The sequence below is a fragment of the Exiguobacterium sp. s160 genome (genome assembly GCF_018617575.1).
GTDB lineage: Bacteria > Bacillota > Bacilli > Exiguobacteriales > Exiguobacteriaceae > Exiguobacterium > Exiguobacterium aestuarii_A.
The window spans coordinates 1-26,414 of the sequence record NZ_JACSKK010000011.1; the positions used below are offsets into that span (position 1 = coordinate 1).

The following is a 26,414-nucleotide window of genomic DNA, read 5'->3' on the forward strand; positions in this document are numbered from 1 at the left end:
CCATGCCGAACACGGAAGTTAAGCGTCTCAGCGCCGAAAGTAGTTGGGGGATCTCCCCCTGTGAGGATAGGACGTTGCCAGGCAACAACGCAGTAGACGATCAAGCATATGCTTGATCGTCTTTTTTTCATAGTCAATAGTTAAGGAGGAATAACAGATGGCTCCTTCTCGGAAAAATCCTTTTACATTTCTAGAGTCTCTAGAACAGCATGTGAGTGAACATCGCGTATCCTTTCACGTCCCTGGGCATCATAATGGTACCGTGACTGATCATACGTTACCGAGCGCATTTGCCAAGGTGATGCCATATGACCTGACAGAACTAGCGCATTTAGATGATTTGCATGACGCTTCTGGGATTATCGATCAAGCAGAAAAAGCATTGGGTGAACTGTATGAAAGTAAAAGTAAGTGGCTCGTCAATGGTTCAACTGTTGGAAATTGGAGCATGCTTGCGGCAACTGTAAAACGTGGTGAGCGAGTATACGTTCAACGAAACTCACATAAGTCGGTCTGGAACGCAATTGAATGGTTAGGGTTAAAACCAATCCTATTAACACCTACAATTGAACGTGGTACAGGAATTCCAACCGTGGTGACATTAGAAACGATTGAACAGGCTGTTCAAGAATTCCCGGGAGGACGAGCCGTCATGTTAACGTCTCCTACGTACTATGGAGACATGGCCGATATTCGTGCGATTTCAAATTATTTGTCTTCACTTGAGATTCCATTACTCGTCGATGAAGCACATGGTGCCCATTTAATTCATCCTAAATTGCTTCAGCGTTCTGCGATTTTTGAGGGAGCGAGTGCAGTTGTACAGTCTGCACATAAAACGCTACCTGCATTGACGATGGGAGCTTGGATTCACTATAAAAAAGACATCGATGAAATTCGGTTAAAGCATGCATTATCTTCATTTCAGACATCAAGTCCTTCTTATCTTATTATGGCTTCATTAGACTATGCACGGTCCTATTTAGAAAGTCTAACGGACGAAGCATGGTCTTCTATTCAAAAAAATCATGCTCATTTTGTACTTGAGCTGAAGCGTGCAGGTTTCACTGTCAAAGTGGGGGACGATTTTACAAAAGTAACGGTCATGACGTATCCGAAAAATGGATTAGTCTTTAGTGAACATCTTGCATCAATCGGAATCGATATTGAATTAGCTGCAGTGGATCATGTGTTATTCTGTTTGCCATTAAGGGAAATAACAAAGCAGGAAATTGAGCATTGGATTAAATTGATTAAAAAGGCCGCTACACATGTCCCGATCATTGATGAGGATGAAACGATTTTTCCTTTCCCTCAAACAGAACGTGTATCTGAACTCTATACGTTAGTTGGGAATGAACAAGTGCAACGTTTATCCTTCAAACAAGCAATCGGATTTGTTTCAGCAGAAACGGTGATTCCATATCCACCAGGGATTCCATGGATTCTAAAAGGAGAGCGGATTACCGAGGAAAAAATACGAGTGCTCATGGAATGGATTTCTTTAGGGAGGAAGCTTCAAGCAAGTAAGCATGTTATGATAGAGCAAATTGATGTTATTGTAGAGGAGTTTTAAAAAGTGAGCGGAATGTTTATAACGGTTGAAGGACCAGATGGATCAGGTAAGTCTACGCAACTTCAACTATTAGTCGAGAGTCTTAAACAAAAAGGATATGACATCGTTGTAACCCGTGAACCCGGAGGAACAACTGTGGGCAATCAAATCCGCGAAGTCTTATTATCCCCGGATCATCATGAGATGACGCCACGAGTGGAAATGATGCTTTATGCTGCTTCACGAGCACAGAATGTGGAACAAGTGATTCGTCCAGCATTGGAGCGAGGAGCAATTGTTCTGTGTGATCGATTCATCGATGCATCTATTGCTTATCAAGGATACGGTTTACAATATAATCTTGATCAAATACAGTCGCTGAATGAATGGGCAACGAATGGTTTAACACCGGATTTGACTTTCTTGTTTGATTTAAGCCCTGAAAGAGCTAGTGCACGAATGAAAGATCGAGGGCAACTCGATCGGATTGAAAGTCGTGATCAAGCGTTTCATGAGCGTGTTTACGAAGGATTTCAAACGTTACTTAAACAGTACCCAGAACGAATCATCCGAATTGATGCCGATCAATCGATTGAATGTATTCAAGATGAGGTACTCGATTATACAATAGAACGAATACAACAAGGAGGCGTACAACAATGATGAAAATGGTGATTGCAATTGTACATGATAAGGATAGCGCACGTTTGTCTGACGCATTGGTCGAACAAGATTTTCGTGCAACGAAATTAGCTACAACAGGCGGATTTTTAAAAGAGGGGAATACAACGTTTATGATGGGTATTCCACAGGAACGCCTCGATGATTTAATGGATGTGATTCAATCGAACTGTTCGAGTCGTGATCAAATGATTACGCCAATCTCTCCAATGGGAGGACATGCTGATTCGTATATTCCTTACCCAGTCGAAGTACAAGTTGGAGGTGCGACTGTATTCGTCTTGCCGATTGAAGGATTCCATCAGTTTTAATGGGAGTTGGGCATATGCGTTTTCAGGAATTAAATGAGTCGCAAACAGTGGTTGCTCGAATCATTCAAAATTCAATCATTTCGAATAAAGTTGGGCATGCGTACATCTTTTCGGGCGATTATGAACCCTACTTAATTGAAACAGCCACATTGTTTGCGAAAGCCTTGTTTTGTGAATCACCACAGGGAGCAGAACCGTGTGGAGTGTGTCGAAACTGTCGACGCATGGATTCAAAAAACATTGTTGACTATATCGAAGTGGAGCCGGATGGGGCTAGCATCAAAAAAGAACAGATTCAACAATTACTCAGTGACCTATCGTTACGAGGTGCTGAAGGAGATCGCCAAGTGTATGTCATCCATCAAGCTCATAAGATGACGACTCAAGCGGCAAATAGTTTATTGAAGTTCTTTGAAGAACCAGGTGTGGGGAAACTTGCTATTTTGGTGACGACACAACCACAGTTACTTCTTCCGACGATTCGTTCGCGAGCTCAACAACTTGCTTTTCGCCCGATTGACCGCGCGAAGTTAGCACAAACGATGTCAGAAGAATTGTCATGTACGTACGATATGGCTTATCTTGCTTTGACCGTTTATCCAAAATGGGATGATGCGAAAGAAGCAGTTGAGCAGGAGTGGTTTGTACAGGCGTATGGGCTAGTGGTACAATTAATTGAAGTATTGACGAAACGACCTCAAGAGTTGCTCTTGTTCGCCCAGGAAAAATGGTTAGGACATTTCAAAGGACGAAATGAGTTACGAGTTGGCCTTGAATTATTCGAACATTGGCTAGAGGAGGCACTTCACCTAAAAGTGCGAGATACGTATACTCCAAAGCTATTTAAGAACGAGGCTGCTTTATATAACGCATTTATTCAGAATCGATCTGTCTCTAAACTCACACATGCAATTGAAAGTGTGCATGCGGCAATTCGACGACTCGAGGCAAACGTCAATCCTCAATTAACTTTCGAACGACTTTCGTTCGATTTGCAGAAAGGATAGAAGCGCGTGCTTGAAGTAGTTGGAGTCCGCTTTAAAGAAGCGGGAAAAATCTATTACTTTTCACCAGGCGATGCAACGCTTAAACGTGGGGAACATGTCATCGTTGAAACGGTACGTGGCATTGAGTATGGCGAAGTCGTCCAAGTCGATAAAAAGCTCGGCGAAGATGAAGTCGTCATGCCGTTGAAGACAATCCTTCGCGTCGCGGACCAAAAGGATGCGGATATCGTACGCGATAATCGACTGGCAGCCGTTGATGCTCACGCCGTCTGTGAAGAAAAAATTCGAGAACATCAATTAGACATGAAGTTAGTCGATGTTGAGTATACATTTGATCGCAATAAAGTGATCTTTTATTTTACTGCCGAGGGTCGCGTCGACTTTCGAGAATTGGTAAAGGACTTGGCTAGCGTGTTTCGGACACGAATCGAACTCCGACAAATCGGTGTTCGTGACGAAGCGAAGCTACTAAGTGGGATTGGACCATGTGGTCGAGTTCTTTGTTGTTCGTCATTTCTTGGGGAGTTTGAACCAGTCTCCATCAAAATGGCCAAAGACCAGAATCTTTCGTTAAATCCGAATAAAATTTCTGGAGTGTGTGGTCGTTTGATGTGCTGTTTAAAATATGAGAATGACACATACGAAGAATTAAAACGCGATTTACCAGACGTCGGCAAGCGAATCAAAATTCCAGAAGGTGATGGTCGTGTAATCGGTCTCAACATTTTGGACCAACTTATTCAAGTTGAACTCCACGATCGGACGCGTGTCGTCACATATACGATTGATGAACTTGTTGAAGTGGGTGCGATTAAACGAAAACCGTCAAAACAGTGATGGGGTGCTGAGCAGTGGAAAGAATGGACAAAAAAGAAGTGATGATGCGTGTAGATGCGATCGAGCAACAGATGCAACTCTTGACGGAGCACTTAGGCGTATTAAAAGAACAGCTCGCCTATTTGCTTGAAGAGAATCAGCATATGTATCTAGAGAATCATCACTTGCGCGAAAAAGTCGAACAATTGGCAGAAGTTGATACGACAAATGGTGATTCACAAATCGCATTGTCTGGAAAAGGGCAGAACAATTTGGCTGCGCTGTATCAAGAAGGATTCCATATTTGTAACCTCCATTACGGACAGGTACGAAAAGATGGGGATTGTCTCTTCTGTTTGTCGATGCTCAATAAACATTAATACGGGGCGATAGATAGGGATTCCCTATCCGTCGCCTTTCTTTTATAGAAGGAGGAAACAATGGTAACGGTAAAGGATGGAGAGCGCCTCGATGATTTGCTTGGACGCCCTGGCAAGATTATTCAAAGTGACGATGTGTTCTCGTTTTCATTAGATGCGGTACTACTGGCAGAGTTTGTATGGGTACCGATTCAAAAAGGGCAATTGGTCGATTTGTGCGCCGGTACGGGAGCAATTCCACTTTTCTTGTCGTATCGTACAAAAGGAACGATTACAGGTGTAGAGATTCAATCGAAACTCGTTGATATGGCGAATCGAAGCATGGCGGTCAATCGCCTCGAGAATCGCATTCAAGTTGTAGAGGGGGACGTCAAAGCGGCAGCGGCACAACTCGGGCACGCTCGTTATGATGTGGTCACGTGTAATCCCCCGTATTTTCTAGCAAATGAAACGTCATTGCGGAATCAAAACGAACATCATACCATTGCACGCCATGAGGTGTTGTGCACGCTAGAAGATTGTATTAAAACGGCTAGTCAACTCGTCAAACCAGGAGGGAAAGTGGCGTTCGTGCATCGGCCAGAACGTTTACTCGATATCCTGACATTGATGCGTACCTACCGAATTGAACCGAAGCGAATGCAGCTCGTATATCCGAAAGCTGGACGCGAAGCGAATACGTTATTAATCGAGGGATCGAAAGATGGAAAAGCAGGTCTTAAAATTTTACCACCATTTGTTGTATATGAAGAAGACGATACGTATACGGAAGCGATGCGAGCCATTCTCGATGCCTAAACATTATACGTATATCGTGGAATGTCAGGACGGGACGTATTATACAGGCTATACAACGAACGTGGAAAAGCGAATCATTGCACATAATGCCGGGAAAGGGGCGAAGTATACGAAAGCTCGACTTCCCGTACGACTTCGGTATGTGCAATCGTTCGATACGAAACGGGAGGCCATGCAATACGAATGGTCCATTAAACAATTGACCCGCGCGCAAAAAGAGAAGTTGATGGAGGGGACGACTAATGAATTCACAGAAGAGTTATCAAACTGAACAACCAACGTTGTATGTCGTACCAACGCCAATCGGCAATTTGGAAGATATGACATATCGAGCGGTGCGAACGCTTCAAGAAGTGGATTTAATCGCAGCGGAAGACACTCGCCAAACGATGAAGCTTTGTCGCCACTTTGAAATTCCAACAAAACTGATTAGCTATCATGAACACAACAAAGAAGTAAGTGGACCGAGACTGATTGAAGATCTTTTGGCTGGAAAGTCGGTTGCGGTTGTTTCGGATGCTGGAATGCCTGGTATTTCAGATCCGGGGAGTGATCTCGTACGGTTAGCCATCGAGGCAAACATTCCGGTAGTCGTCTTACCAGGTGCCAATGCAGCACTTACGGCGTTGGTTGCTTCAGGTCTTCCGACAGAACGTTTCCTCTATTACGGTTTTTTGCCACGTAAAAAGAAAGATCGCGTCGATGTCCTCGAATCGATTCAATATGAGCCGGGCACGATTGTTTTTTATGAAGCCCCTCATCGATTGAAGGAAATGTTAACGGCGATTCGACAAGTGTTTGGTAACCGTCAGCTCGTATTAGGTAGAGAGTTAACCAAAACGTTCGAAGAGTTTTTGAGAGGATCAGTCGATGAAGCGTTACAGTGGTGCGAAGGTGAAGTACGCGGAGAGTTCGTCGTTCTTGTGAGCGGTGCGACAGAAGCGGCACCTACGACAATGTGGTGGGAAGCGCTCTCTGTCTATGAACATGTTGTTCATTATATAGAAGAGGGACTGAAGCCGAACGCGGCCATTAAGCAGACCGCAAAAGACCGTGGTGAATCACGAAACGATGTATATGATGCGTATCATCAACTGCACAAAAAAGAGTAAGCAAGGAAATCCTTGCTTACTCTTCGCTGTAGTAGTTTTCGAGCATGTTCTTCAATTCAACGAGAACACGTTGTGCACCTTCTGGTGACAAGATGAGTTTGCCATCTGCCAATTTGAAGTTATCGTCTGATACTTCACCAGTAACTTGGCAAGTCATGTTTGGCTTATATTTTTTCAAAACGATTTGATCGTTGTCGACGTAAATCTCGAGAGCATCTTTCTCTGCGATCCCAAGTGTACGGCGCAATTCGATTGGAATAACGACACGACCAAGCTCATCAACCTTACGAACAATACCTGTAGATTTCATTTGTGTTTCCTCCTCCAATGGTGTCGAAATCTCATGGTGACATGAATCGTCAAAATTCGACAATGTGACTACAGCAAAAAGCATACTAAACTTTCCAATTGCAGTCAACTGCTTACTATCTGGAAAAGCAATTTTTCGAAATTTGTCGAATCAAGAGCGATATATACCTAAATTTCCCCGATAGTTTGAACTTGAAACAAAGAAAGGGTATTTTTGGAACATTTATGACGAACTAAACGCAAAATAATTCCAAACAATTAGGTTTGGAAATTCTTTTGTCGAACCGTGTATAATGAGAATTGCATATGTCGAAAGGATGGAGAATAAATCATGGCGAAGCCGACTTTTTATATTACAACCCCAATTTATTATCCGAGTGCAAAATTGCATATCGGACACGCATATACCACGGTAGCAGGTGATGCGGTTGCTCGCTACAAACGTTTAAAAGGATTTGACGTCCGCTATTTGACGGGAACGGATGAGCACGGTCAAAAAATTCAAGAAAAGGCGAAAGAAGCAGGCGTGACGCCACAAGCTTTCGTCGATGAAGTTGTCGAAGAAATCAAAGTCCTATGGGACCGTCTTGAGATCTCATACGATGATTACATCCGTACGACAGAAGAACGTCATAAGAAGGTTGTCGAACACGTCTTTGAAACGTTACTTAAAAATGGAGACATTTATCTTGGTGAATACGAAGGATGGTATTCTGTACCAGATGAGACGTACTATACAGAGTCCCAGCTTGTCGATGGAAAAAGTCCTGACAGCGGACATCCGGTCGAGCTCGTGCGCGAAGAGTGCTATTTCTTCCGTCTCAGCAAATATGCGGATCGCTTGATTGAATATTTCGAGTCACATCCTGATTTCATCTTGCCAGAATCTCGTAAGACAGAGATGATCAATAACTTCTTGAAGCCAGGTCTTCAAGATTTAGCTGTATCACGTACAACGTTTGATTGGGGCGTACAAGTCCCATCGAACCCAATACACGTCGTTTACGTATGGGTCGACGCGCTCACGAACTATATCTCGTCACTCGGGTACGGGACAGACAACGACGAGCTCTTCAATCGCTATTGGCCGGCAGATGTCCATTTAGTCGGAAAGGAAATCGTTCGTTTCCATACGATTATTTGGCCAGCTCTCTTGATGGCGCTTGACCTTCCATTACCAAAACAAGTGTTTGCGCATGGTTGGTTGCTCATGAAAGACGGGAAGATGTCGAAATCAAAAGGAAACGTGGTAGATCCGATTCCGTTGATTGACCGCTACGGATTGGATTCTGTTCGTTACTACCTTCTTCGTGAAGTACCATTCGGAGCAGACGGTACGTTCACACCGGAAGCGTTCGTCGATCGCTTGAACTTTGATTTAGCGAACGATCTCGGGAACTTATTGAATCGTACCATCGCGATGATTAAAAAGTATTTCGATGGGAATATCCCGGCGTACAACGGAAATGTCACAGCGTTTGATGACGCGTTATTGAGCATGGTGAAAGAAACGACTCGTAAAACAGAAGAAGCCATGGAACACATGGAGTTTTCGGTCGCCCTCACAAACATCTGGCAGCTCGTCAGCCGTGCGAATAAATATATTGATGAGACGCAGCCGTGGGTACTCGTGAAAGATGAATCGAAACGCGAAGAACTCGCTTCTGTCATGACACACCTCGCGGGCGTACTTCGTCACGTTGCCATCATGATTCAACCGTTCATGACACGTGCACCGAAAGAAATGTTCCGTCAACTCGGACTCGAAGGGGAAGACATGTCTTGGGAAGCGTTAGAGACGTTTGCCGACTTCAATAACGCTGTCGTAACAGACGGGACACCAATCTTCCCACGTCGTGACGTGAAGGAAGAAGTGGATGCGATCCAAGAAATGATGCGTCAAGCGTCGAAAGCGCGGATTGAGGAAACGGAGACAGCGACAGAAGAAGTCGATGAAGACGTTCGTCCTGAAATCACGATCGATGTCTTTGATCAGGTCGAATTCCGTGTCGGTCAAATCGTAGAAGCCGATAAGATCAAAAAAGCGAAAAAACTGTTGAAACTTCAAGTCGATCTCGGGAAAGAGACGCGTCAAATCGTGTCAGGTATTGCTGAATGGTATGCCCCTGAAGATTTAGTTGGCAAGAAAGTGATCGTTGTCGCAAACTTGAAACCAGTCAAGCTCCGTGGAGAATTATCACAAGGGATGATTTTAGCTGCGGACCGTGACGGCAAGTTAGAACTTGCGACAGTCTCTGATCAAATGCCGAACGGTGCCATCGTCAAATAATGAAATGGGGGAGACCACGGTCTCCCTCTCTTTTTCTAAGGAGGAACCAAGATGTTGATTGATACACACACGCACATTAATGCGGAGCAGTTCAATGAAGATGTGGAGGAGACGATTGAGCGGGCAAGAGAAGCTGGCGTTTCTCCGCTACTCGTCGTCGGATTTGATACGCCGACCATCGACCGAGCCATCGAGCTAGCCGAAACATATGAAGACATCTATGCCATCGTCGGATGGCACCCGGTCGATGCGATCGACTGTACGGATGCAGATTTAGAACGGATCGAGACACTCATGAGTCACCCAAAAGTGATGGCACTCGGTGAAGTCGGTCTCGACTATCATTGGGATAAGTCACCGAAAGATGTACAACAGCGCCTACTCCGTCAACAGATTGCCATCGCGAAACGGACAAATATGCCAATCGTCATCCATAACCGCGAAGCAACGGCAGACGTGCTCGATATTTTGGAAGAAGAACATGCAGAGGAAGTCGGTGGGGTCTTCCATAGTTACAGCATGTCAGTAGAACTTCTCCCTCGTTGCCTAGACTTGAACTTCTATATTTCTTTAGGAGGACCGGTCACGTTTAAAAATGCGAAAGTTCCAAAGTTAGTCGCACAAGAAGTACCGTTAGATCGTCTTCTTGTCGAAACGGACTGCCCATACTTGACGCCGACTCCGTTCCGCGGAAAACGAAACGAACCGGCCTATGTGAAGTACGTTGCGGAAGAAATCGCGTCACTTCGAGACATCTCGTATGAGGAATTGGCAGGAGCGACGACAGCCAACGCGAAGAAACTGTTCCGCCTCCCATGATCAAGCGTGTATTCGCCAGTATAGGCGTGATTGTGACTGCGTCTGTCGCATACGTCATGTTGCAACCTGAACCGATCAAGGTCATCGATGATGGCGTGGTAATCGAGCATGAGACACGGGCTGATTCCGTCCTCGAGGTACTCGAGGAATTGAATATCACATTAGACGAAACGGATTACGTTACTCCGGCATTGAGTGAGGACGTTCCGGAAGATCGACTCATTCGAATCGAACGTTCACATGAGGTTTCGCTTCAAATCGGATACGGACAAACAGAAGTCATTCAAACGAGAGAGCGGACCGTAGAGGACGTCTTATTGCGGTACGGGGTGACTGTACGAGACGGAGATACGGTTTATCCGTCTGTGCGTACTGCCGTCACGAATGGGATGACAATTCGCTACCAGCCGGTTGTTGCCGTCAATTTAATCGTCGGGCAAGATGCGTCGACCATCTATACGATGGCAACGGATGTAGCGCAATTATTAAGAGAAGCGAATGTTGACGTGACAGAACGTGACACAGTGCTACCAGACGCATCGACACCGATACGGGATGGCCTGACAATCACGGTCAATACGAATCGTGACGTCGTTCAATACGAGAGTCAATTGATTCCGTACGATATGGTCGAGGAAGAGGATGACACGCTAGAAGAAGGTGTGAAGCAAACCGTGCAGGTCGGAGTTCCTGGACTCGAACGGACAAGGTATGCACTTACTGTGGAAAATGGTACAATTACAAATCGTACGAAAACGGAAGTCGAGACGTTACGTAAAGCAATGCCGCAGATCATCAAAGTCGGGACGAAAAAGGTCACAGAGCCCGTTACAGAGCCTACGACAGCGGACGAATCGAGCCCATTCATCCCGGAAGCTGAAGTCGAGATAGCAGAGCCACCGAAAACGGACGATGTGTTAGATTTCTCATCCGCGAAACAGTTACTCGTAGAAGCAACAGCTTATACGAACAATCCAGAAGATACGGTGACGTATGACGGACGAGTACTGACAAGAAGTGGTTATGATGTGACGGATACGATTCTCTTCGAGGGTATGCGTATCATTGCCGTCGACCCGGCAATCATTCCTCTCGGTACCCGCGTGTATGTGGAAGGGATTGGCATGGCGATTGCGCTAGATACGGGAAGTGCGATCAAAGGTCAAAAAATCGACATCATGATGGATGAGTTGGAGGAGGCTGTGACGTTTGGTCGCAAGCCGCTTACCATTTGGGTCATTCCAAAGCAGGAAGAAGAGAAAGAAGGAACAGACAATGCGTGAGAAAATACAAGAAATTATCGTCGTAGAAGGGCGTGACGACACGGCACGACTTCAGGAAGTGTTTGAGGTCGATACGATTGAGACGAATGGCTCTGCCGTATCCGATCAGACGATTGAACGAATTCGCCGTGCGCAAGAGAAGCGTGGGGTCATCATTTTGACCGATCCGGATTATCCGGGAGACCGTATTCGAGCAATCGTCGAAGAGCGGGTCAAAGGGTGTAAGCATGCCCATCTGCCACGTGCTGAGGCAAAAGGGAAACGTGGGAAAATCGGAGTGGAACATGCGACCCCGGAATCGCTTCGTCGTGTCTTACGCGCCGTATTTGAACCACGTGTTGAAACGAACCAGCCGATTGTCACGCGGAAAATGGTGTTAGACGCGGATTTGATCGGTGGAGAAGCGGCAGCGAAACGTCGAAAGCGACTCGGTGTATTGCTTCGAATCGGTGAGCCGAATGCGAAACAATTCGTGAAACGAGTCGAGGCGCTCGGCGTCACAGTCGAAGAGTGGGAGCAAGCACTTGCTCAATTAGAGGAGGAACAGGGTTGAAAGATATTGCAACAATCCAACGAACGAAAGCCATTTTAGAGCGACATGGTTTTTCATTTAAAAAATCGCTCGGTCAAAACTTTTTAATCGATTTAAACATTTTAAGTAAGATTGTCGGTGCGGCGGAACTTAGTGAATCGAGTGGTGTCCTCGAAATCGGACCAGGGATCGGTTCGTTGACTGAGCAATCGGCCAAGCGCGCCAAGAAAGTCGTGGCACTTGAGATTGATCAGCGTCTTTTACCGATTCTGGAAGATACGATGTCTCCGTATCCTCACGTGAAAGTCATCCATGGAGATGCTTTAGAATTAAATTTACGTGAGATTGTAGAGCAAGAATTTTTGAAAGAAGGCATTGAAGACATCTCGGTTGTTGCCAACTTACCATACTATGTCACCACACCGATTATCATGCGATTACTTGAAAGTGGTGTGAAATTCCGCGCGCTCGTGATGATGATTCAAAAAGAAGTGGCAGAGCGGATTGGGGCGAAACCTGGGACGAAGGCATACGGTTCGCTATCGATTGCGATTCAGTATTATGCAGAGGCCGAAGTCAGTTTTGTCGTTCCAAAGAACGTGTTTATTCCGGCGCCGAACGTCGATTCGGCAGTCATTACACTCCGTATGCGCAAAGAGCCGGCGGTGCAGGTGAAAGACGAAGCCTTTTTCTTTGATATCGCACGCGCAAGCTTCGCACAACGCCGTAAAACCATTCTGAACAACTTAACAAACTATATTGGAAAAGAACACAAAGTCGAACTTGAACGCGCGCTTCATGAGGCAGGAATCGATCCGAAACGTCGGGGAGAGACGTTAAGCCTAGAAGAATTCGCACGATTGTCTGACACAATTTTACCACTTAAAAATAGTTGACGACCTTAAAACGAGTCGTTATAATATTAAACTTTATTTTCATATTCAATTATGCTATACTTGTAACAGTGAGGTGAAGCGTATGCCAAAGACGTTACAAGAAATCAGACAGAAACTCGAATCGCATGTTGGTGAACGATTGACGTTGAAAGCAAACGGCGGTCGTAAGAAAGTCGTTACTCGGTTTGGAACGCTCGTTGAGACATATCCTGCGGTGTTCGTTGTGAAATTGGATGAAGACCTGCATAATGTGGAACGTGTCTCGTATAGCTACGCTGATGTCCTAACGGATACAGTTAAAATTGAATTCGGCAATTGATTTATAAATGAGGGGCGGATGCATTGGCAGCTGCTTCTTTTTTTGTGCGCCTGTTTACGGTACAATGTCGAACAGGAGACAAATGGGAAGGGTGAACGTGATGCGCACGATCAGTGTGAAAGCGCCGGCAAAAATTAATTTGACGCTCGATGTCCTCGGAAAGCGTCCGGACGGCTATCATGAAGTAGAAATGGTAATGACGACAGTCGATTTAGCAGACCGTTTAGAGTTGACGATTTTAGATTCGAATGAGATTCGGATTCAATCAGAGCACGCCTACGTGCCAAATGATCATCGAAACTTGGCATATCGTGCAGCAGAGTTGTTGCGGGAGCGTTTTAATATTCAACAAGGTGTGGAGATTGTACTCGATAAACAAATTCCAGTGGCAGCTGGGCTTGCTGGAGGCTCGAGTGATGCAGCGGCGACGCTTCGTGGGATGAACGATTTATTCTCGTTAAACTTGTCATTAGAGGAGCTAGCAGAGCTCGGTGCGGAGATCGGGTCTGACGTTTCATTTTGTGTCATCGGTGGCACAGCCATTGCAAGAGGTCGTGGTGAACAGTTAGAAATGATTCCGGCACCGCCGCCATGCTACGTCGTACTCGGAAAGCCCAAGCTAGGAGTATCGACTGCAGATGTGTATCGCGCCGTGCGCATGGATGAGGTTCATCATCCGAACACAGGTGCCATGGTGGAAGCGATTCGTCAAAAAGATTTTCATGGGATTTGCGAAAATCTTGGAAACTCACTCGAGAGTGTGACGCTCAAGCTTCATCCGGAAGTAAAACAAATCAAAGAAACGATGCGGCATTGTGGGGCAGAAGGTGTTCTCATGAGCGGTAGTGGACCGACTGTCTTTGCGCTCATTGAGCATGAGCAAAAGGCGCATCGCATCTATAACGGTCTAAAAGGATTTTGCCCAGAAGTGTTCGTCGTTCGGATTCTCGGCAAAAGACATTGAACAAAAACGAATGAAAGTGATATATTCTCAATAGAACATTCGTTTATTATCGAAGATGTGAAGGAGAATCCGTATGAAAATTCGTAGAAGTGGTCGTCTCGTCGATATGACCCGTTATTTGCTTGACCATCCGCATCAGCTTGTCTCGTTGTCGATGTTTTCAAGTCGCTATAAAGCCGCAAAGTCGTCGATCAGTGAAGACCTTGTCATCGTAAGTGAAATGCTGTCTCATGACGGGATCGGAAAGCTTGTGACCGTTCCTGGTGCAGCGGGCGGCGTCATGTTTATCCCAGGCTGGAGTAAAGAAAAATCCCTTGAGATGATTGATACGCTCTGTGAGCAATTATCAAAACCTGAGCGGCTCTTACCAGGAGGCTATCTCTACCTCACGGATGTACTTGGCAATCCGAGTCAGGTGAAACCGATGGGACAAGTCTTTGCGTCCGTATTCGCCGATCGTAAAGTCGACGTGGTCATGACGATTGCGACGAAAGGGATCCCTCTTGCCTATGCTGTCGCAGAACAATTAGGTGTACCATTCGTCATCGTTCGTTCAGATAGTCGTGTAACAGAAGGATCGACCGTCAGTATCAATTATGTATCAGGTTCTTCGAAGGCGATTCGCACAATGGCGCTTGCACGTCGTAGCCTGCCGCGTGGGGCGAACGTGCTCTTGATCGATGACTTCATGAAAGCGGGGGGGACGATTCGTGGGATGATGAGTCTCTTAAACGAATTCGAAGCAAACCTTGCGGGTGTTGGTGTCTTGATGGAAGCAGAGGGCGCCGAGAAGAAGATGGTCAGCGAATACGTCAGCTTAATGAAATTGACGAACGTCGACCCAGATGAAGGTCTTGTCACCATTTCACGGGGGAATGTGGAACAGTTCCTAAAATGATTGGCAAAATTTTGATTTCGATTTATGATTAGAGGGTATAGAGTTATCAATATCGAGTCATGACGTTCGTTCGAAACCAACTGAACCTTACAGAAGACCACACCATGGCATAGACAACGATGAAAAAGGGGATGCGAAACATGCAGATCACAGACGTAAAAATTCGCAAAGTCGCGACAGAAGGCAGAATGAAAGCGTTGGCCTCAATCACACTTGACCATGAATTCGTTGTACATGACCTTCGAATCATCGAAGGGAGTAGCGGTCTATTTGTCGCCATGCCGAGCAAACGGACACCAGAAGGTATTTTTCGGGACATCGCGCATCCGATTAACGGGGAGATGCGACAGAAAGTTGAAGCGGCTGTATTGGAAACCTATTCCAAAATGGAAGTGGATGTACTGGACCCCCAGCACGTGTCTTACGGAACGAGTGAATGATATCAAACAGCGGTTAGGTTACCTACCGCTGTTTTTTTGCGTTTCATTGGTTAAGGAATGGTACAACTATTGAAACGAAGGCATGGTTTCGATATAGTAGAAACGGTGTAAATAGGATTTAGTTGCAGAAAAGCCGAACTATACAGACCAATCACAGCTGTTGTGAGATAGGAGCGAATGAAGAATGGAGCGTTTTGCAGTCATTTTGGCAGCAGGAAAAGGGACGCGAATGAAGTCGAAGCTTTATAAAGTACTTCATCCGGTTCTAGGAAAACCGATGGTCGAGCACGTTGTCGACCAGTTAGACCAAATCGGTGTCAGTCGTCAAATCGTAATCGTTGGCCATGGGGCGGAAGCGGTACAAGATACGCTCGGCACACGAGTGGAATATGCGGTCCAAGAAGAACAACTTGGAACAGGGCATGCTGTTCAAATGGCAGAAGCAGAGCTTGCGGGTAAAGCAGGGTCGACACTTGTCGTCTGCGGAGATACACCGTTACTAACGGCAGAAACGTTGGAAGCCCTTCTCGCTCATCATGAGGCGCAACAAGCGAAAGTTACTGTGTTGACTGCGATTGCAGACGATGCGACAGGATACGGTCGTGTCGTTCGTGGTGAAGATGGGAACGTGACGAAAGTCGTTGAGCATAAAGATGCTTCTGAGACAGAACTTGCCATCAATGAAATCAATACGGGAACGTACGTGTTCGATAACGAGTTATTGTTCGACGCGCTCAAACAAGTCGGAAACAATAACGCGCAAGGCGAATACTACTTGCCTGACGTCATCTCGATTGCAAAAGAAGCTGGCGAAGTCGTCGCAGCACATACAGCGCCAACGTTTGATGAGACAATCGGAGTCAATGACCGCGTTGCCTTGTCACAGGCGGAAGCAATCATGCGTAAACGCACGAACGAACGTCTCATGCGTGAAGGCGTCACATTCATGGACCCGGCATCGACGTACATTTCTCCAGATGTGGTGATTGGTTCGGATACGATCATCTATCCGGGTACGGTCATCCTTGGGAAGACGACAATTGGTTCGGAATGTGTCATCGGACCGAACTCAGATATCCGCAACAGTGTGATTGAAGATCATGCTGTCGTGCGCCAGTCTGTCGTGACAGATAGCAAAATCGGTGAAGCGGCTCAAGTCGGACCGTTCGCTCACTTGCGCCAACAAGCTGTACTTGGTGCGAACACACGCGTCGGAAACTTCGTCGAGATTAAAAAATCGTCGGTTGGTGACGGTGCGAAAGCTTCGCACTTGAGCTACATCGGAGATGCGTCAATCGGCGAACGTGTCAACTTAGGTTGTGGATCAATCACGGTAAACTATGACGGCAAGAACAAGTTCGAGACAGTGGTAGAAGACGATGCGTTCGTCGGCTGTAACGTCAACTTGATTGCCCCGGTAAAAGTCGGAAAAGGTGCGATTGTCGCAGCCGGTTCGACAATTACGAATGACGTACCGGAAGAGGCGCTCGCGATTGCACGTGAACGCCAAACGAATAAAGAAGGTTACACAAAACGATAACTTGCTGCCAATCACTATGGAAAACGATGGAGGAGAATCCTAAACATGTCTACTGTATACGAACGAGAAATTCGTCTATTTAGCTTAAACTCGAACCGCCCGCTTGCTGAAGAAATCGCGAAAGAAATTGGTGTCCCGCTCAGTGATTGCCAAGTCAAACGTTTCAGCGACGGTGAACTCTATATCAACATCGAGGAAAGTGTTCGTGGAGATGATGTGTATGTCATCCAATCAACAAGCTCACCTGTAAACGAAACGCTCATGGAATTGCTCGTCATGATTGATGCACTCAAACGTGCTTCTGTCCGTACGATCAACATCGTGATGCCGTATTACGGGTATGCACGTCAAGACCGTAAAGCGCGTTCGCGTGAGCCGATCACGGCGAAACTTGTCGCTGACCTTCTGACGGTAGCAGGTGCGACACGCGTCATCACAATGGACTTGCATGCAGCGCAAATCCAAGGATTCTTCAATATTCCGGTTGATCAATTACTCGGTGTGCCGCTCATCTCGACGTACTTTGAAACAGAAGAGTTTCAAGCGAAGGATATCGTGGTTGTCTCTCCAGACCACGGTGGCGTGACACGTGCGCGTAAATTGGCAGAACGTTTGAAAGCTCCGATTGCCATCATTGATAAGCGTCGTCCGAAAGCGAACGTCGCTGAAGTGATGAACATCGTCGGAAGCGTTGAAGGGAAAACAGCAATTTTGATTGATGATATCATCGATACAGCGGGAACGATCACGCTTGCAGCGGATGCAATCGTCCAAGCTGGCGCGAAAGAAGTATATGCGTCTTGTACGCACCCAGTCCTTTCTGGTCCAGCGATGGAGCGTATCGACAACTCATCAATCAAAGAATTGGTTGTTTTAAATACAATCGATTTGACGGGTCGTCCATGCTCGAGCAAAATCAGACAGATGTCGGTTGCCCATTTGCTTGGGGAAGCGATCATGCGTGTCCACGAGCACAAATCGGTCAGCACCCTATTCGATTAAAAAACGAGGCCCGGAGGCATTCGCCTTTGGGCTTTTTTGTTCAGGAGGAAATGATATGAAATGCATCGTCGGTCTTGGAAACCCTGGTAAAAAGTTTGAGATGACCCGACATAACATTGGTTTTTTGGCAATTGATCGCCTCGCTGAAAAGCATGGGATCTCGCTGAATGAAGCGAAGTTTAATGCCCTTATGGGAACGGGAAGAATCAATGGTGAACGCGTTGTACTTGTTAAACCCCTTACGTATATGAACTTATCGGGTGAAGCCGTCCGTCCAATTTTAGATTATTATAAGATTGAGATTGACGATTTACTTGTCATCTATGACGATTTGGATATGGTGCCGGGAAAACTGCGCTTCCGTCCGAAAGGGAGTGCGGGTGGTCATAACGGAATCAAATCGCTCATTCAGCACTTAGGGACCGCAGAATTCAAGCGATTGAAACTTGGGATTGGACGTCCTCCTCACCCGATCAAAGTCGTCGACTGGGTGTTGATGAACTATCGGAAAGAGGACTTGCCTGAGTTGAACGAAACACTCGACAACGCCGTAACCGCAGCCACTGATTTCGTAGATACAGATTGGCTAGCGCTGATGAATCGATACAACTAAAGGGTCATAGCACCCTTTTTTGTCGTATGAGTTGGAGGAAAACAAATGAATGCTTTAGAGAGATTTATGGTGGCGCTCCCGGAGACGAACGTGATTCGTGAGCGGCTACAAAAAGTAGACCGTCAATTGGTGACGGGACTGACGACAAGCGCGAAAGCTCTCGTCCTCGCAGGACTTGTGAAATCGTCATCGAGACGTCTCGTCGTCGTGACGCATAACATGTATCAAGCACAAAAAATATTCGATCAACTCGAATCACTCATCGGACCGGAAAAAACATTGCTTTATCCGATTGATGAGACGCTGGCCGCTGAACTGTCGCTGACGTCTAGTCCTGAGCTGTTGGCCGCTCGAATCGATGCCCGTACTCGTCTCCTTGACCAAACAGGAGGCGTCGTTGTCGTGCCGCTCGGTGGATTACGACGCTATATGCCGAGCCCGGAAGCGTGGCAACATAGTCGTGTCATGCTAAAGCCGGGAAGTGATCTTGAGTTGGCAGACTTTGCGAAGCAATTGACAGGTATGGGGTATGAACGAACAGCGACCGTGACGACGCCAGGCGAGTTTTCAGTACGAGGCAGTATTTTGGATGTCTACCCGCTTACGGAAGCGCGTCCGTATCGGATTGATTTATTTGATACCGAAATCGATTCCATTTTCACGTTCGATGCCGAGACGCAACGTTCGCTCGGTGTGGTAGGGGAAGTGTGCATCACACCTGCCACCGAGTTCATCGCTACTGACGATCAGTTGAAACAAGCCGGGCGTTCACTCCGGAAACAATATGACCGGACCGTCGAGTTGATTGAGAACGAAGTGATTCGTCAAGCGCTTGAGGAAGGAGTCGTAACGGACATCGAGCGTTTAGAGCGTGGTGATTTCCCAGATAAAGTTGGAAAGTATTCGCCACTCCTTTATACGTCCACGCTCTTAGACTACGTAGGCAAAGACGCTGTACTCATTTTAGATGAAGTGGCACGAATCGATGATGCCGCGGACGTACAGGAGCGGGAAGAGGCGGAATGGTTCTCTTCACTCATCGAAAAAGGAGAGGCGGTCAGCAATTACACGCTTGCTGTCCCGATGCACAAAGTGTTTCGTGACTTGAAACAAGTGGCATTCTCGCTACTTCCATCTCGTCGCTCAGGGATTCCGGAAACCGCGACGGTACATTTGAGCTGTCGTCCACTCCCCGCATTTCATGGGCAGATGCACCTGTTAAAGCAAGAAGTGGAACGCTGGCAACAAGGGGATCAACGCATTGTCGTGCTTGCGGGGGATAAGTCACGCGCGGACAAGATTGAAGCGCTCCTTTCGGACTACGGCATTCATTCAACGTTCACGAATGTCGATGGAGAATTAGAACCGAGACGCGTATCCGTCATCATCGGTCAAATCGAAGGTGGATTTGAATTGTCGACGAGTCGCCTCGTCGTCGTATCAGAAGAGGAATTGTTTAAACGTGTGACGAAGCGCAAGCGTCAGACGAAAAACTTAACGAACGCAGAACGGATTAAGAGTTATCAAGAGTTGAAGCCGAACGACTATGTCGTCCATGTGCATCATGGGATTGGGAAGTATTTAGGCATTAAAACCATCGAGGTCGGAGGGATTCATCAGGACTATCTCCATCTCGTGTATGCCGGTGATGATGCGCTCTATGTGCCGGTCGATCAAATTGATCTCGTTCAAAAATATGTCGGCGCCGAAGGGAAAGAACCGAAGATTTATAAACTCGGAGGCACCGAGTGGAAGAAAGTTAAATCGAAAGTCGCCAAGTCGGTTGAAGATATCGCAGATGAGCTCATTAAATTATATGCGGCACGAGAAGCTTCGGTCGGATTTGCGTTTCCACCGGATGATGAAGAGATGGGGCAATTTGAATCCTCCTTCCCTTATGCGGAGACAGAGGACCAGGTCCGCTCAATTGCTGAGATTAAAGCAGACATGGAACGTTCACGTCCGATGGATCGACTTTTATGTGGGGATGTTGGCTATGGGAAAACGGAAGTGGCAATCCGAGCGGCATTCAAGGCGGTGCTCGCTGGAAAACAAGTCGCATTTCTCGTCCCGACGACCGTCCTCGCCCAACAACATTATGAAACGATGCTCGAGCGATTCAGTGAATTTCCGATTAACGTTTCTGTCATGAGTCGTTTCCGCTCAAAGAGTGAGATGGCTGCGACGAAGAAGGGCTTGAAGGAAGGGACGATTGATATCGTCGTCGGGACACACCGAGTGTTGTCAAAAGACGTGACGTTCGCGAACCTCGGTCTCGTCATCATCGACGAAGAGCAACGATTCGGCGTCAAACATAAAGAACGTTTGAAGCAATTGAAGACGAACATCGACGTACTCACGTTGACGGCCACACCGATTCCACGAACGCTTCATATGTCGATGATTGGAATCCGCGACTTATCTGTGTTAGAAACACCGCCAGAGAACCGCTACCCGGTTCAGACGTATGTCATGGAATATGACGGCATCGTCTTACGTGAAGCGTTAGAGCGTGAACTTGCGCGTGGAGGACAGGCGTTCTTCCTCTACAACCGTGTCGAAGGCATCGAGCGGAAAGCGGAAGAGATTCGGGCCCTGTTGCCTGAAGCGCGTATCGCGACGGCGCACGGTCGCATGACCGAGAGCGAACTCGAGAGCCAGTTAATCAGTTTCCTCGAAGGGGAGGCGGATATTTTAGTCTCGACGACGATTATCGAGACGGGAATCGACATTCCAAACGTCAATACACTCATTGTCCATGATGCTGACAAAATGGGACTTTCCCAACTGTATCAACTTCGTGGTCGAGTTGGACGTTCGAATCGAATTGCGTATGCTTACTTCACGTATCGAAAAGATAAGCGCTTGACCGAAGTAGCAGAAAGTCGTCTTCAAGCCATTAAAGAATTCACCGAACTCGGAAGCGGCTTTAAGATCGCGATGCGCGACTTGTCGATTCGAGGTGCTGGTAACTTGCTAGGTGCACAACAATCTGGATTCATCGATTCAGTCGGCTTCGACCTGTATTCTCAAATGCTCTCCGAAGCGATTGAGGAACGGAAAGACCGAATGCGTGGACAAGCGAAACAAGTCGTCTTCAAGCCAGAAATCGCCTTCCAAGCGGATGCCTACATCCCGGACGACTATTTGTCGGATAGTGAGCTGAAGATTGAGATGTATAAGCGTTTCAAATACGTCGATACACCAAACGCATTGTTCGCCTTACAAGACGAATTGATTGAGCGATTTGGGGAATTCCCAGAACCAGTCGCCCTTCTCATTCAGCTGACACGTCTACGGATTTACGGAGAACTGGCGAAAGTGAGCCGAATCAAACAAACGCCTGGACGGATTGAAATTGTCTTATCGAAAGATTCGACGACAGCCCTCGATGTACCATCCTTTATGGAATGGACGATGCCGCTCGGTCGTAAACTAGGAATCGGTCAAGAAGACGGAGCCTTGAAATTGTCACTCAGTGGTCGAATGCCACTCACAGAGCTCTTGAATGATGCCGATACTGTATTAGAAGAACTGACGAAGCGGTTGGTGGGCGATGCGGTCGCCAAGTAAGTTTGCGCAAGGTGTCGTCCTGTTCGCCCTTGCCGGTTATGTCTCTAAACTGATCAGCTTCGCATATCGCGTCCCATATCAAAACTTGGCGGGTGACTTTGGACTCTATGCTTATCAAACCGTCTATCCGTTCGCTGCGATTGTCGCATCGCTCGGAATTTATGCGATGCCGGTAGTTATTGCGAAAATAGGAGTCGGCGCGAAGGGGTCGAACCAGAAGCTAGAAGTGTTATGGAGCAGTTTTTATGCGTTGCTTCTTCTTTCTATCACGCTTGTTGTCACGATGTGGATCTTCGCCCCGACACTCGCAATGTGGCTCGGGGATGAACAGTTGGCCCCGGCGCTTCGCGTAATCAGTTTGAGTTACTTACTCATGCCGGCGTCCGCCGTGTTACGTGGTGCCTTTCAATCGAGGGATGATTTACGACCGAGCGCATGGTCGCAAGTGTTAGAGAATTTTGTACGTGTGACGGTCATGCTTTCGCTATTATGGATTGGCGTGCGTCTTGGAAAAGATGCATACACGCTAAGTCAATACGCATATGGTGCGACGCTTATCGGTGGGGTTGTGGCGATTGCCTTTTTAATCTATCAGGCGCGCGGCTTACGAATCGTAAAAGTACGACGTGTCACGTTTCAACATGGATTGCGTCTATTGTTGACGACAGGGCTCGCGGTCGGATTTGCCTCGCTTGGAATCTTATGGATGCAACTCGTCGACTCCTTTACAATCGTCAATTTAATGGGGGGGACGTACGAGGCGAAAGTGAGCAAAGGCGTGTTCGACCGGGGATACCCACTTGTCCAATTTGCAATCCTGTTCGCAACGACCATCGGTATGGCCAACGTCCCAACACTCGTCCGACACTATCGAGCGGGACATCTGCAAAAAACGACACAAGGGCTCCGTTCGATGATTCGGGTGACAACAGCCATTGCGGGTGCTGCGACCGTCGGATTGATGGGAGTGATGTTTTTCTTAAACGTTGCCTTGTTTGAAGATGGGTCAGGTACGCGGGCGCTCGTGTTATTGGCAACGAGTACGTTTGCGGCATCGTTAGCGATTGCAAGCATGACTTGCCTTCAAGCAATCGACCGTGAATGGATTGCGGCTCGCAGTATGATTGTCGCGATTTTGGCAAAAGGTGTCGTAAACGTGGGGCTTGTCCCCTTCTATGGGATTGAAGGGGCGGCCATCGGTACCTCACTCGGCTTTTTGGCGATGGCGTTCTATAACTTTCGGGCGCTCGACCGTTCGATTCCACTCGGGTCGTTTCGGTCGAAGCATTACAAATCGCTATCGAAAGCGCTGGTGCCCATGTTATTACTCGTTGCCGTGTTAAACTGGGTTGGTCAGATGTGGGTCGATTCGCGAATCGCAGCCTTCGGATGGTTAATCGGGATGGTATGTAGCGGAGCCGTCCTTTATATATGGAGATTATGGAGCACGCGAATGCTATCACTTGCGGAATGGGAGTTCATCCCGTTCGGTGGTCGCCTCCTCGATGTGCTCGAAAAAAAGGAGAACTAGTATGGGTTATACAATCACGGTGGTCGGTCTTGGATCTGGTGAGCTGAATCAATTGCCACTCGGGGTGTACCGTCATTTGAAGCAGCAACCGCTCGTCTGGTTACGGACGAAAGAACACCCTGTCGTACGTGAGTTAGAGTCAGAAGGGCTCGCATTCGAGTCATTTGATTCGATTTATGAATCGAGTGATACGTTTGAAGAGGTGTACGATCAAATTGTCGAGACGTTGATGAACAAAAGTGAAGAGATGGCTATCACGTATGCTGTACCCGGTCACCCGTTCGTCGCCGAGCGAACTGTCGAGCTTTTAGTGGAACGTGGAGCGAACCTTCACGTACTCGGCGGGCAAAGCTTCTTAGATGCGATGTTCCAGGCACTGCAAATCGATCCAATCAACGGCTTTCAGTTGTTGGATGCGACGGCGCTCGACCTTGAACGCCTGCAGGTGACGCAACATGTGTTGATTGGCCAAGTGTACGATGGATTTGTAGCGGGAGACGTAAAAGTGCAACTGATGGAACGTTATCCGGATGAGCACCCTGTTACACTTGTGACAGCTGCGGGTACCACGCAAGAACGAATCGAACACATTCCGTTGTTCGAGATGGACCGCATGGCGGAAGTGAACAACTTGACGACCCTCTATGTCCCGCCACTCACGGATGAAGCTTATTTGGCGAAAGATTTTGCAACGCTCAAACAAATCATCGCCACGCTTCGTGGACCGGACGGTTGCCCGTGGGATCGCAAACAAACGCATGAGTCGCTTCGGAAGTATTTATTAGAAGAAGCGTATGAACTCATTGAAGCCATCAACGCAGAAGATGACGATGCCATCATCGAAGAACTCGGCGACGTGTTGCTTCAAGTCATGTTACATGCCCAAATCGGTGCAGACGAAGGATATTTCGATATTCGTGATGTCATCGGGGCAATCAGTGAAAAGATGGTCCGCCGTCATCCGCACGTCTTCGGAGATGTCACCGTCGAAGATGCCTCTGATGTGGTAAAAAATTGGAATACGATTAAACAAGCGGAAAAAGGGGAAAAGAAACAATCGCAACTCGATGGTGTACTCGTCGACCAACCTTCATTGATGCGTGCTGAACAACTTCAAAAGAAAGCCGGCCAAATCGGATTCGAATGGGATGACGTGTCGGGCGCTTTCGAAAAATTGGAAGAAGAACTGCACGAGTGGCGTGAAGAGTTGAGTGACGAATCAGAACTTGGCGATGTATTATTCTCCATCGTCAACATCGCGCGATACGTTGGGCTAAATGCCGAGCAAGCGTTAGAACAGACGAACCGAAAGTTCAAACGTCGATTCGAGTATATAGAAGCGAATGGTGATCTTCAGCAGATGACGCTCGAACAGATGGATGCTCTTTGGAACGAGGCAAAGGAGAAAGGGTTATGAGATTAGATAAATTTTTGAAAGTATCCCGCTTGATCAAGCGACGCACGCTCGCAAAAGAAGTGGCAGATCAAGGGCGGATTCAGCTAAATGGGCAAGTGGCGAAGGCGAGTACCGATGTTAAAGTCGGAGACGAGCTGCAAATTCGATTCGGAAACAAGCTCGTCACGGTCGTCATTGACTCAATTGCGGAACATGCGCGCAAAGAAGATGCGAAAGAAATGTATCGTTTACTTAAAGAAGAGAAGATGGACGGTAGTATCGACTCGTAAAAAAAAGTATACTTAATGTATTAAGAGGAGGGGGATGAGGCGATGAACGGACGTAATCCGATGGATCGACAACGGCGCATTCGAGCGCTAGATGAGCGTAGAGAACAGCTGGAAAAAGACACACATCGCCGAAGAGTTCATCTTCGACGTCGTTTGGCGGCAGCCTCACTCCTATTTTTATTCGTAATGGTATTGATTGGACAGAGTTACTTTTCAAAGGTAGGCTATGTATCGGACCAACAACAAGCTTACGCACAAGCGAAAGTGGAGTTGCAAGAGCAGAAAGCCGAGCAAGATGAGTTGAAGGAACAAGTGGAACGTTTGCAGGATGAGGATTATATCGCGAACTTAGCGCGAAACGAGCTCCTCTTCTCCAAAGATGGAGAGATTATTTTCTACTTCTCCCCAGAGGAATAAGTCGGTTCGTTGACCGTTGAGGAAACGACTCGTATAATTGAAAAGAATCAATCAAAAAAGGAGTACATTATTTTATGTCAATTGAAGTAGGAAGCAAGGTACAAGGTAAGGTTACAGGGATTACGCATTTCGGAGCGTTCGTCGAGCTCCCAAACGGCAAGACAGGATTAGTACACATCAGTGAAGTGGCGGACTCTTACGTCAAAGACATTAACGAAGTGTTGACAGTCGGTCAAGAAGTCACGGTAAAAGTGTTGAACGTCGAAAATGATGGGAAAATCGGGTTATCCATCAAGAAAGCAGTCGATCGTCCTGTAAGTGAACGCCCTGAACGTCCAGAGCGTCCAGCCGGTGAGCGTTTCTCTCGTGGCCCACGCCCAGGTGGCCCAGGTCAAGGTGGTCCGCGCGGTGGCGGTCCACGCGGTGGCGGCGGCCCACGTGGCGGCGGTCGTCGTGGTGAACAACGTCGTGAACCAGAAACATTCGATACGTTGATGAGCAAATTCTTGAAAGACAGCGACGAGCGTCTTTCGACGTTGAAACGTCAAACAGATTCGAAACGCGGTGGACGTGGAGCCAAACGCGGGTAATCCTTTGATACCAATTAGCTTCTACTCGTAACCATATAGGTCTTGTAACAAG

28 protein-coding genes and 1 rRNA gene are annotated in these 26,414 nt (G+C 47.1%); 28 read left to right on the top strand and 1 reads right to left on the bottom strand.

Annotation, left to right across the window (positions count from 1 at the left end):
• From rrf to rsmI, 10 genes are all read left to right on the top strand, one after another.
• Positions 1-83: ribosomal RNA gene (gene rrf / locus KNO86_RS14880) — 5S ribosomal RNA — on the top strand; the annotation flags it as partial.
• Positions 84-157: 74 nt separating this feature from the next.
• Positions 158-1,576, top strand: coding sequence for an aminotransferase class I/II-fold pyridoxal phosphate-dependent enzyme (locus KNO86_RS13815; protein WP_214697158.1), 1,419 nt, complete (start codon positions 158-160; stop codon positions 1,574-1,576).
• 3 nt (positions 1,577-1,579) lie between these two features.
• A complete protein-coding gene (gene tmk / locus KNO86_RS13820) occupies positions 1,580-2,218 on the top strand; it encodes a dTMP kinase (protein ID WP_214697160.1) in 639 nt (212 codons plus the stop codon).
• On the top strand, positions 2,218-2,547 hold the full coding sequence (locus KNO86_RS13825) for a cyclic-di-AMP receptor (RefSeq protein ID WP_031421800.1): 330 nt from the start codon (positions 2,218-2,220) through the stop codon (positions 2,545-2,547). The genes tmk and KNO86_RS13825 overlap by 1 nt, the downstream gene beginning before the upstream one ends.
• A 14-nt stretch (positions 2,548-2,561) precedes the next feature.
• Positions 2,562-3,554: a DNA polymerase III subunit delta' gene (locus KNO86_RS13830; RefSeq protein WP_214697162.1), complete on the top strand. Its 993-nt coding sequence runs from the start codon at positions 2,562-2,564 to the stop codon at positions 3,552-3,554.
• Between the two features lie 6 nt (positions 3,555-3,560).
• Complete coding sequence (locus KNO86_RS13835; RefSeq protein WP_074036570.1) at positions 3,561-4,391, top strand: PSP1 domain-containing protein; 831 nt, start codon at positions 3,561-3,563, stop codon at positions 4,389-4,391.
• A gap of 23 nt (positions 4,392-4,414) precedes the next feature.
• A complete protein-coding gene (gene yabA / locus KNO86_RS13840; protein ID WP_012727746.1) occupies positions 4,415-4,750 on the top strand; it encodes a DNA replication initiation control protein YabA in 336 nt (111 codons plus the stop codon).
• A 60-nt stretch (positions 4,751-4,810) separates the two neighbouring features.
• Positions 4,811-5,548, top strand: a complete 738-nt coding sequence (locus KNO86_RS13845; protein ID WP_214697164.1) for a tRNA1(Val) (adenine(37)-N6)-methyltransferase — start codon at positions 4,811-4,813, stop codon at positions 5,546-5,548.
• Positions 5,541-5,819: a GIY-YIG nuclease family protein gene (locus KNO86_RS13850; RefSeq protein ID WP_074036574.1), complete on the top strand. Its 279-nt coding sequence runs from the start codon at positions 5,541-5,543 to the stop codon at positions 5,817-5,819. Before KNO86_RS13845 ends, KNO86_RS13850 begins: the two co-directional genes overlap by 8 nt.
• Positions 5,791-6,660, top strand: a complete 870-nt coding sequence (gene rsmI, locus KNO86_RS13855; RefSeq protein WP_214697166.1) for a 16S rRNA (cytidine(1402)-2'-O)-methyltransferase — start codon at positions 5,791-5,793, stop codon at positions 6,658-6,660. The genes KNO86_RS13850 and rsmI overlap by 29 nt, the downstream gene beginning before the upstream one ends.
• A 16-nt stretch (positions 6,661-6,676) precedes the next feature.
• Here rsmI and KNO86_RS13860 read toward each other — a convergent pair whose 3' ends face one another.
• Entirely contained in the window at positions 6,677-6,970 is a 294-nt protein-coding gene (locus tag KNO86_RS13860; protein ID WP_012727742.1) for a transition state genes transcriptional regulator AbrB, read from the bottom strand.
• A 330-nt stretch (positions 6,971-7,300) separates the two neighbouring features.
• Between KNO86_RS13860 and metG the strand changes: the two genes are divergently transcribed.
• From metG to KNO86_RS13950, 18 genes are all read left to right on the top strand, one after another.
• A complete protein-coding gene (metG, locus tag KNO86_RS13865) occupies positions 7,301-9,259 on the top strand; it encodes a methionine--tRNA ligase (RefSeq protein WP_214697168.1) in 1,959 nt (652 codons plus the stop codon).
• Positions 9,260-9,310: 51 nt separating this feature from the next.
• Complete coding sequence (locus KNO86_RS13870; protein ID WP_214697169.1) at positions 9,311-10,078, top strand: TatD family hydrolase; 768 nt, start codon at positions 9,311-9,313, stop codon at positions 10,076-10,078.
• The gene (locus tag KNO86_RS13875) at positions 10,075-11,361 is read left to right on the top strand and encodes a 3D domain-containing protein (protein ID WP_214697171.1); all 1,287 of its coding nucleotides are present in this window, start codon (positions 10,075-10,077) and stop codon (positions 11,359-11,361) included. Before KNO86_RS13870 ends, KNO86_RS13875 begins: the two co-directional genes overlap by 4 nt.
• Complete coding sequence (gene rnmV, locus KNO86_RS13880) at positions 11,354-11,914, top strand: ribonuclease M5 (RefSeq protein ID WP_214697173.1); 561 nt, start codon at positions 11,354-11,356, stop codon at positions 11,912-11,914. Before KNO86_RS13875 ends, rnmV begins: the two co-directional genes overlap by 8 nt.
• Positions 11,911-12,789 (top strand): 16S rRNA (adenine(1518)-N(6)/adenine(1519)-N(6))-dimethyltransferase RsmA, encoded by an 879-nt coding sequence (rsmA, locus tag KNO86_RS13885; protein ID WP_214697176.1) that lies wholly within the window; start codon positions 11,911-11,913, stop codon positions 12,787-12,789. The genes rnmV and rsmA overlap by 4 nt, the downstream gene beginning before the upstream one ends.
• A gap of 82 nt (positions 12,790-12,871) precedes the next feature.
• Positions 12,872-13,108 (top strand): Veg family protein, encoded by a 237-nt coding sequence (locus tag KNO86_RS13890; RefSeq protein WP_012727736.1) that lies wholly within the window; start codon positions 12,872-12,874, stop codon positions 13,106-13,108.
• A 100-nt stretch (positions 13,109-13,208) separates the two neighbouring features.
• Complete coding sequence (ispE, locus tag KNO86_RS13895; RefSeq protein ID WP_214697222.1) at positions 13,209-14,072, top strand: 4-(cytidine 5'-diphospho)-2-C-methyl-D-erythritol kinase; 864 nt, start codon at positions 13,209-13,211, stop codon at positions 14,070-14,072.
• A 73-nt stretch (positions 14,073-14,145) separates the two neighbouring features.
• Positions 14,146-14,970 (top strand): pur operon repressor, encoded by an 825-nt coding sequence (gene purR / locus KNO86_RS13900; protein ID WP_012727734.1) that lies wholly within the window; start codon positions 14,146-14,148, stop codon positions 14,968-14,970.
• Positions 14,971-15,110: 140 nt separating this feature from the next.
• Positions 15,111-15,410 (top strand): septation regulator SpoVG, encoded by a 300-nt coding sequence (gene spoVG / locus KNO86_RS13905; RefSeq protein WP_214697184.1) that lies wholly within the window; start codon positions 15,111-15,113, stop codon positions 15,408-15,410.
• 184 nt (positions 15,411-15,594) lie between these two features.
• The gene (gene glmU / locus KNO86_RS13910; RefSeq protein ID WP_214697186.1) at positions 15,595-16,950 is read left to right on the top strand and encodes a bifunctional UDP-N-acetylglucosamine diphosphorylase/glucosamine-1-phosphate N-acetyltransferase GlmU; all 1,356 of its coding nucleotides are present in this window, start codon (positions 15,595-15,597) and stop codon (positions 16,948-16,950) included.
• A gap of 45 nt (positions 16,951-16,995) precedes the next feature.
• On the top strand, positions 16,996-17,952 hold the full coding sequence (locus KNO86_RS13915; protein ID WP_214697188.1) for a ribose-phosphate diphosphokinase: 957 nt from the start codon (positions 16,996-16,998) through the stop codon (positions 17,950-17,952).
• A 55-nt stretch (positions 17,953-18,007) separates the two neighbouring features.
• A complete protein-coding gene (pth, locus tag KNO86_RS13920) occupies positions 18,008-18,565 on the top strand; it encodes an aminoacyl-tRNA hydrolase (protein ID WP_214697190.1) in 558 nt (185 codons plus the stop codon).
• A gap of 45 nt (positions 18,566-18,610) precedes the next feature.
• A complete protein-coding gene (gene mfd / locus KNO86_RS13925) occupies positions 18,611-22,138 on the top strand; it encodes a transcription-repair coupling factor (protein ID WP_214697192.1) in 3,528 nt (1,175 codons plus the stop codon).
• Positions 22,122-23,669: a polysaccharide biosynthesis protein gene (locus KNO86_RS13930; protein WP_214697194.1), complete on the top strand. Its 1,548-nt coding sequence runs from the start codon at positions 22,122-22,124 to the stop codon at positions 23,667-23,669. Before mfd ends, KNO86_RS13930 begins: the two co-directional genes overlap by 17 nt.
• 1 nt (position 23,670) lies before the next feature.
• Positions 23,671-25,086, top strand: coding sequence for a bifunctional methyltransferase/pyrophosphohydrolase YabN (yabN, locus tag KNO86_RS13935; RefSeq protein ID WP_214697196.1), 1,416 nt, complete (start codon positions 23,671-23,673; stop codon positions 25,084-25,086).
• On the top strand, positions 25,083-25,355 hold the full coding sequence (locus KNO86_RS13940) for an RNA-binding S4 domain-containing protein (RefSeq protein WP_214697198.1): 273 nt from the start codon (positions 25,083-25,085) through the stop codon (positions 25,353-25,355). Before yabN ends, KNO86_RS13940 begins: the two co-directional genes overlap by 4 nt.
• A gap of 42 nt (positions 25,356-25,397) precedes the next feature.
• Entirely contained in the window at positions 25,398-25,772 is a 375-nt protein-coding gene (locus tag KNO86_RS13945) for an FtsB family cell division protein (RefSeq protein WP_074036621.1), read from the top strand.
• Positions 25,773-25,846: 74 nt separating this feature from the next.
• Positions 25,847-26,362: a S1 domain-containing RNA-binding protein gene (locus KNO86_RS13950; RefSeq protein WP_214697200.1), complete on the top strand. Its 516-nt coding sequence runs from the start codon at positions 25,847-25,849 to the stop codon at positions 26,360-26,362.
• Positions 26,363-26,414: the final 52 nt, after the last annotated feature.